General features: G+C 45.9%; 6 protein-coding genes. 2 read left to right on the forward strand and 4 right to left on the reverse strand.

All coding sequences use genetic code 11. The annotated features are described in order from the left end of the window. Window positions 1-49: 49 nt before the first annotated feature. The 3 genes from ABSH60_RS23110 to ABSH60_RS23120 all read right to left on the reverse strand — a co-directional run bounded on the left by ABSH60_RS23110 (window position 50) and on the right by ABSH60_RS23120 (window position 4,422). Entirely contained in the window at window positions 50-1,129 is a 1,080-nt protein-coding gene (locus ABSH60_RS23110; protein ID WP_390976409.1) for an Ig-like domain-containing protein, read from the reverse strand. A gap of 93 nt (window positions 1,130-1,222) precedes the next feature. Beyond that, entirely contained in the window at window positions 1,223-2,113 is an 891-nt protein-coding gene (locus ABSH60_RS23115) for a SinI family autotransporter-associated protein (protein WP_056772501.1), read from the reverse strand. A gap of 59 nt (window positions 2,114-2,172) precedes the next feature. Then, window positions 2,173-4,422, reverse strand: coding sequence for an inverse autotransporter beta domain-containing protein (locus tag ABSH60_RS23120; protein WP_390976411.1), 2,250 nt, complete (start codon window positions 4,420-4,422; stop codon window positions 2,173-2,175). 613 nt (window positions 4,423-5,035) lie between these two features. On the opposite strand from ABSH60_RS23120, the gene ABSH60_RS23125 reads away from it, so the two are divergent. Further along, a complete protein-coding gene (locus ABSH60_RS23125; RefSeq protein ID WP_162237794.1) occupies window positions 5,036-5,224 on the forward strand; it encodes a hypothetical protein in 189 nt (62 codons plus the stop codon). Between the two features lie 53 nt (window positions 5,225-5,277). Continuing rightward, a complete protein-coding gene (locus tag ABSH60_RS23130; protein WP_217203715.1) occupies window positions 5,278-6,216 on the forward strand; it encodes a LysR family transcriptional regulator in 939 nt (312 codons plus the stop codon). A 162-nt stretch (window positions 6,217-6,378) separates the two neighbouring features. On the opposite strand, the gene ABSH60_RS23135 is transcribed toward ABSH60_RS23130, so the two are convergent. Further along, window positions 6,379-7,131: a SapC family protein gene (locus tag ABSH60_RS23135; protein ID WP_390976414.1), complete on the reverse strand. Its 753-nt coding sequence runs from the start codon at window positions 7,129-7,131 to the stop codon at window positions 6,379-6,381. Between the last annotated feature and the right edge of the window lies 1 nt (window position 7,132).

Raw genomic sequence — 7,132 nt, forward strand, 5'->3', positions numbered from 1 at the left:
CGTATTTTTCTTTCATTTTCTTTCATATTGACGGTAGCCAGAACTGTTTTCAGTTCAGGATGCAGGCAAAGCCCTCCGTAACAGTAGCTTTGTTTGAGCTGATGTGCCCATCCGAAAGATAAGCGTATAAATAACTGTCGACACCGTTAGACGATGAAGACCAGAACACAACGCCAGTATGTCGGACATCCAGAATACTTTGCCCCCACTCTTCCCATAATCCATTACCCGGAACGTTACGAATGTTTGTTCCGTCGCTCAGCTCGCTGATCGTAGGCAAACGTCCGCCCATACCTTCGCACTCCGTTTTTGCGTCATCCCACGTCTTATTTGTCGAACCCATGACAAAGAACAACTGAGGATTAAGGGTCATAGAGACACTCTGTTCATTATGACGCGCAGTGATTTTCACCGCCCCCTTCCCTTTAAAGGTCACTAAACCGGTATCAGACACCGTCGCAACTGCATCATTGCTGCTGCTCCAGGTTACTTCATCAGGAATGTTATCTGTTTCTAACTGCACCTGTGCTCCCGAAAAAGCCGTCATCAGTTTCGCATTGGCGGGAACGGTCATTCTGGCGGTGGCGTTATTCGGTGCGACAGTGTAATCCACCATATTAATGGAATGCGGATTTACCGGTCCGTCAGGAATAGAATCATTATCAATATACGTGCTGATATCCGCGATTTCGATCGCCGTATTTTCCTGAGGTGTGCCGGTCAATGTTTTCGGCGTGAGATTGACCCCGATAGTACAGGCTTTATCATTTGGAGAAATAATATATTCCAGAGTACCCGTCGCAAGGACGTGCCGGCTATTACTGGTGTCGGTACAAATCCACTCTACGGAGGGAAGTGTTATTTCCTCATCCCCCTCACCATCAAAAAATCGCCACGCGAGGGACAAACTGTCATTAATATCGAGCTGGTCGTCATCCTCAATGCCGCCTCTTTTTCTGACGACATCGATATGCCCGGATTCGTTATCCTTGTTATATAAAACAGGGGGAGTTCCTGATACTGCCCCTGTCCGACCGGTCATTTCATTGGCATTAACCAGAAAGGGGGTATTGATCAGGAGTGCTATAAACAACGCTATCCGTGCCTTGCTTTTAAATTTACTTTTCATCACGTCACCATGCTTTAAGGTATGGCAATTTACATCACACGGATTAATTAACCTGAGCGCCAGCGCGCCCAGGCTAATTAATATTACGGATTATTATTTGCGTTTAACGGATTTCAATACTGCTTTAACTTTAGCGGTATAATCTACCTGCAGCTGGTAACCCTGGATACCGTCAGCACCCGCATTGGCGTAGACAGATTTCGCTTCGGTGTTAGTCAACGGCAGTTTCAGATCCTTGTTATCGGTTGAACTGACGGCTTTACCGCCCGCCGTACCCGTGGTCGCTGAGGTGCCGTCGAAGATCCAGTTATAGCTGTAGTTGGATGACGCATCCAGTTCGCCCGCATCCCAGACCTTGTTACCGTTGGTGTCATACCAGATTTTGAACTGATACGTGTGGCCCAGAATCAGACTGCTGCTCGATTTACCGATCAGGTTATCATCTGGTGATGTGGTATCCACAATCATGGTTGCCACCGTGCCGCCTACTACCGGACCGTCCGGAATATTGTCCGTCGCGTCGTTGGTACTGACATCATTTATGGTGATCCGCTGACCCCCTTTAGGACTCCCGGTAAGAGTGGCTTCATCAATGGTTGCCCCCAGATAAAGCCCGGCGTCCGCCTGCTGCAGGGTGTACGTTTCCTTACCGGCGGCGCCACTGATGATTTTTTTATCAGCACCATGGCCATCCGAGGTGGTAAACCACGTAATGGTTTTTATACTGTCATCAGCATCACCTTCATCATCCTTCAAAATATAGCTGAGGGTAATTTTATCTCCCGGCGACATTGCGTTGACAGAACCACTTTCATGCCCGTTAGCAAATGTCACGGTATGCGCCGCTGCGCCTGCACCTGTTCCGTATATAATGGGAGAGCTACCTTCAATTGTACCGGCACTGGCTGTTGTATCAGCAAAAGCCATTGGCGCACAGCTGGCAATTAATAATGTGGCAAGGAGTGTTTTGTTAAACGTTTTCATTGGGTCATATCTCATTAAAGTAAAATGGGTGAGTTAATGTTAAATCGCGATAGGAAATATTATTTCTTATTCATCGTTTTAACAGTCTGTATTCCTGTTTGAGTCAACTGATAGTCAACCCTTAATTCATATCCCTGGACCCCGTCTGGTCCGGCAGCGGAAAATACGGTGCTGGCTTCAGCATTGGTTTTCGGCAGGATAATATCGTGATTATCCGTCGCAGGAGTGGCAAATCCACCCGGCGTACCGTTCGCGCTATTTTTGGTGAATTGCCAGCGGTAATTCATCAAAGAGATGATCGGCGTTTTATTTTCGTCTGTTACTGTTTCACGGTCACTGGCATCCCATTGCCCGTTATTATTACTGTCGTAGGCCACTTTAAATTCATATTCATGGCCTAACTGTAATTTATTACCCTTAGTCGCCGTTAAATTCACTGTCGGATTTTCTTTATCGACGATGGCGGTATAAATCATTTTATCCGCGGGGGTGAAATCAATAACAACCGCATTGGTTTTCTGTGACGCTTTATTTTCTGGTTTGGCAATGACAGAGTAAACACCGCTCATTGTACTGCCGATCACCGCCTCGCCCTGCTCCGGCTTTTGTTCATAAAACAGACATTGCGTATGCGTTTCACAGTCACTTTTCGACGCGTGAATCTCAACTTCCTGAGCGTGGCTTTTATCTTCCATCTTGTAAGCATGGAATGTCATATTCAGACTTTCAGCCGCCAGGGCGGTGGTTTCTCCTGCCAGCCCGGCGACTTTACTGCCGCTCGAATGCAGGGTGACGACATCGTTGCCGTTAGATAACACCTTGATGGTTTTTTTCTCTTCACCGGCATCGTTAATCACCAGCTGATAATTAACAGGCGCTTCAGACACTTCAATGTTGACGATATTGGATTGCTTCGCGTGCCCTTTATCATCAACCAGCATCACCGCCAGCGCATATTTGTTGGCCTCAGGATCGGCGGAATCAACCCATGCAGGGAATGTGAGCGTCCAGTGGTTATTCTGACCGGCGCTGATATTTTGCTGTGGAGACAAGGCCGGTAAGGCCAGTTTACTTTCCGCCGAGAAACCGCCGAGCGGAACCCACTGCGCGTCTTTAATTTTCAGATGCGACGTAATGGTGGCATTAACCGTCCAGTGACACCCCTCATAAGCCTGAGCTTCATCCGGCGCATCAGAAAGAATACATTGCGCGGGCGTGCCGGTCGGTTTCAGGTACAGGCCGACATCCAGATCCCTTTTCTCGCGATACTCAAGCACAATATGATTATTACGATCGACGAAATCCATGCGACTTCCCGCCAGGCTGCGCATATCGGCGACGGCTGAAGGGTCCAGTTGTTGCGCCATCGGCACACCGATGCGGTAATCCAGCGCCACGTTGGCTGTCAGTTCGGTGTTATCAGAGTTACCCTTTTTATAGCCCAGCCCCATGGTGATCATCGGTACCGGGGTGTAATCCACTCCCAACGTCACTGCCGACGGGTTTTTCTGTAAACTGTCAGTCCCAAACAGCGCAACCTGTTCGCCGTAATACTTTTCATAGATGACCGACGAGCCCAGCTGCGGGTATGCCGGTAAATAAGCCTGCGCACGAACGTCCCACCCTCTGGATGGGCGCTCTTCGTAATCTTCCAGGTCTGGCGAATTTTTCCATGAAGACAGCGGAATATAATAGTTGCCGCTAAACTTCAGGTAGTTAGTCCAGGCTTCTGCACCTACGCCGTAACGGCGATGATTTCGGGTCAGGTCGTAATCGTAAAAGGCATTGACGCCCACCAGCCAGTCTTTATTCAGGTTATGGCGTAACCCTGCCCCGAAGTTAGCAATGGTACGATCATCGGTATTGTGAGCAGAGAATTGGGTAAAAATTAAATTGCTCTCTCCTTCATACCAGGGGATCAGATAATCCAGCGATGACCCGTCTAAACTTCCGTCGTCATTGAGACTGATTTGGGTACTGACATGGCCATAAGGCGACAGCGTTTTTTCAATCTGATTCTGTGCGGCGCTTGTAGCAACACTTTTGCCATATTGATAGGCCTGAGACTTCATCCCTTCCGGCGTTAAATTTTCAAAATTCTGTTGTGCTTCGCTCACAGCGGCTTGCGCTGTTTTAGCTGCAAAACCATTATTTGTCTGCGCAGAAAGATCTTCTGCAGAAGCGTTATTCTTTACCGTTTCAGCACTGCCTAAATCTGGCAATAGCAGGCTTTCTGCGGCAATAACATGACTGCTCATCAGCGGGCAGAATGTGATTGCTGCCAGCGTAAATAAAGATAATTTCTTCATATTACGTATTGACCTGAATGATAAAAAATAACCTATCATATTGCTGGAGAAAAATTAACGGAGGATGAAAAGACAGAACATCATCGCGCCGGGTTTATATATAAGTAGTGCAGTCATTAAGAATCTGAACTCTATTAACATCTGCCAGACCTCCTGCTTGCGAAAATAATATTCTTACCCAACCCCTGCTGCAATATCGTTTGCTGAATGATCAATTCTAAAAATCAACATCCACTCACCATATCAAGGTAACCCACTGTTTTACCGTGTAAATACTCAAGCGCACTGTCAGGAATTTATGCCATTCAGTGCGCTTTTTTATGGCGATAAATTTAATCTCATGCACCAGACTGACGTCTGATGAGAACTTTCACTCCTGAGAGTAACGCCCATAAGGGTTCATGCAGATTTGCAAAAACATCTTTCAGGATATGGCATTGTCTTTGACTCGAAACTTCTGGAGGATGAGCCGTTGAAATATTATCTGCTTAAGGAGTCTGCATCTGTAACTTCTTATTTCCTACATTGTCATTTTATTAATAGCGAGTGAGGTTTTATGTTCCTTTTGAATAACCTATATGAGTACGATGAATTCATTACCACCGTATTCATTATGGCCAGCGCAGAGTCTGATGGTCATATTAAAAAGTGGTCTGATTATAAAAAGCAGTTATCACTTAACCATCCCACCGATTATCCGGTATTAGTGCTTATCAGAGGCTCCAGGATAACGCCGGTATTGGATGATTTGCTTTTCCTGACGGAAGAAAAACTGCAGCAAATTTTTAACCGTGACTTATAATTATGACTATCATTTCCCCGCGAAATATAGCCACTCGTTTATAAGGAGAGAGCATGCAGTCAGGTAACATTACCGATGTATTCTGGACTACAAAAGATTTTGACTTCAACTTGTTAGTCATGTTTGAAGCGGTATACATCTATGGAAGTGTCACCATGGCTGCTGAATCTCTCGACCTCTCGCCTTCTTCCGTCAGTCAGTCTTTGCAAAAACTCAGATTGTACTTTGGGGATCCGTTGTTTGTTCGGGAAGGGAAATCATTAAGTGCCACGACAGTGGCTGTCAGTATTCATCAGGCATTGAGCCCGAGCTTTGATAATTTCCTGTTTGCTTTTCAGAAAGTCTCGAAACAAACCTCTCACAATCGTCTTGTGATTGACTGTTCAGCGTATCTTTCAGGCATCCTCATTCCCGTCATTACCACGTTAGTCCTGGACAGCATCCCACAATGCGAGATCGTGCATACCATCAGTGACCCTACGTCGAACTCCGCTGAAGAGGCGCTGATTTACCGGCGGGCAGACATTATCTTTGATTCCAATCCGCATTTCAGTATGCAGTTCGTTTCTAAAAAAATATTCGAAGAAGAAATCGTTTTTATATGCAGTAAAACGCACCCGCGTCTTACTGATACGCTAGATGTTGAGCAATCCAGGCATGAGAAATTCGTTTTATTAGAAACAGACAGCGAAGTGATTAACGAGTTTCAGGTCTACGCTGACAACCATTTTGGCGAAAGAAACATCGGCATGAGAACGCGTTCACTTTTATGTGTTCTCGCCGCGACAGAAAAAAGCGATCTGGTCGGTGCAATCCCTAAACGCCTGTTTGAAAAAATGAAGGGCAGTTATGACATCAAAATGTTGAAACCGGAGTTGAGTATGAAGCCGGTGTCTATTTACATGATTTATAACAAAACATCGCTCAATAACTCTTCATTTGTACAAATCATCGAGGGGATCAACTCTCACCTGTTGAACTGGCAAGGGTAGTTCAAAGCGATAACAGTGCATTCTGTCTGCGGGTTTGAGAGGAGGAAAGGTCTTGGGGAAGGTTCTCGACTCGGGAGTGCGCGGACTCCACGAGTCGATTTAACACAGCTTAAGCAGGTTATTGTTCAGATAGTAGAAATATATGACTCACGCTTCTTTAATTCACTTAGCGCTTTTGCGATTCGCCAAATGCATATCGAGAAGTTTTGGCAGATTGGCCAATGACATCAGATGAGCAATGATCCAACCCAAATAGCCTTTCTGGTTAAGCTCAACCAGTTCTTCACCGGTCAGTTTTGCCAGTTTAGCTTCACTCACAACATGGAAATCCTGAACTTTAAAGGATGCGCCAGTGCTGCTGGTGATTTCTGCATTACGTTTTTCCAGAAGCTGGAATTTGCTCAGCAGCGCCACGAACTCTTTCGTCCGCTCCATTTCAACCGTGAATCCATTCATGAATTTGATTGTCTCATCCAGGAACTCACTGTTTGAGCCGTCTTTATTAAACAGCTCTTTCCCTTTCTTCTCGTTGAAGCCCGCGAAATCTTTGTCAAAACAAATAGTGAAGTCTTTTGACTCCTGATCTGTTGATGCCAGTACGAATGGATAACGACGTACAAAGGCAGGTAAATAAGTCCCGGCCTTCCAGCTCATATCCTTAGCCACATAATCATTATGACCTGCTTCAAGGCCTAACAGCAGAATTGGGGTGATAATTTCTTTCCCCTCTTTGGTTTCAGCGGCGAATACAATCGGATAATGCGGGGATGCCTGATAAAACTCTCCACCAACAACCGGTAACCAATGGGTATTCGCTGCCATATCAAACCCGTTGACGGGATCGAGTTTTAACTTCTTATGGCTATCACGGGAAAGTGCAGTAACGTTTTTATAGAAAAGCATTGTTGTAGACATT

Source organism: Rahnella sp. R3(2024), assembly GCF_042920125.1.
Classification (GTDB): Bacteria; Pseudomonadota; Gammaproteobacteria; order Enterobacterales; family Enterobacteriaceae; genus Rahnella; species Rahnella rivi.

Excerpts from the sequence above, each read along its gene's own strand:
- ABSH60_RS23125 (WP_162237794.1), top strand. The coding sequence starts at position 5,036 with ATGGCCAGCGCAGAGTCTGATGGTCATATTAAAAAGTGGTCTGATTAT.
- ABSH60_RS23130 (WP_217203715.1), top strand. The coding sequence starts at position 5,278 with ATGCAGTCAGGTAACATTACCGATGTATTCTGGACTACAAAAGATTTT.
- ABSH60_RS23135 (WP_390976414.1), bottom strand. The coding sequence starts at position 7,131 with ATGTCTACAACAATGCTTTTCTATAAAAACGTTACTGCACTTTCCCGT.
- ABSH60_RS23110 (WP_390976409.1), bottom strand. The coding sequence starts at position 1,129 with ATGAAAAGTAAATTTAAAAGCAAGGCACGGATAGCGTTGTTTATAGCA.
- ABSH60_RS23120 (WP_390976411.1), bottom strand. The coding sequence starts at position 4,422 with ATGAAGAAATTATCTTTATTTACGCTGGCAGCAATCACATTCTGCCCG.
- ABSH60_RS23115 (WP_056772501.1), bottom strand. The coding sequence starts at position 2,113 with ATGAAAACGTTTAACAAAACACTCCTTGCCACATTATTAATTGCCAGC.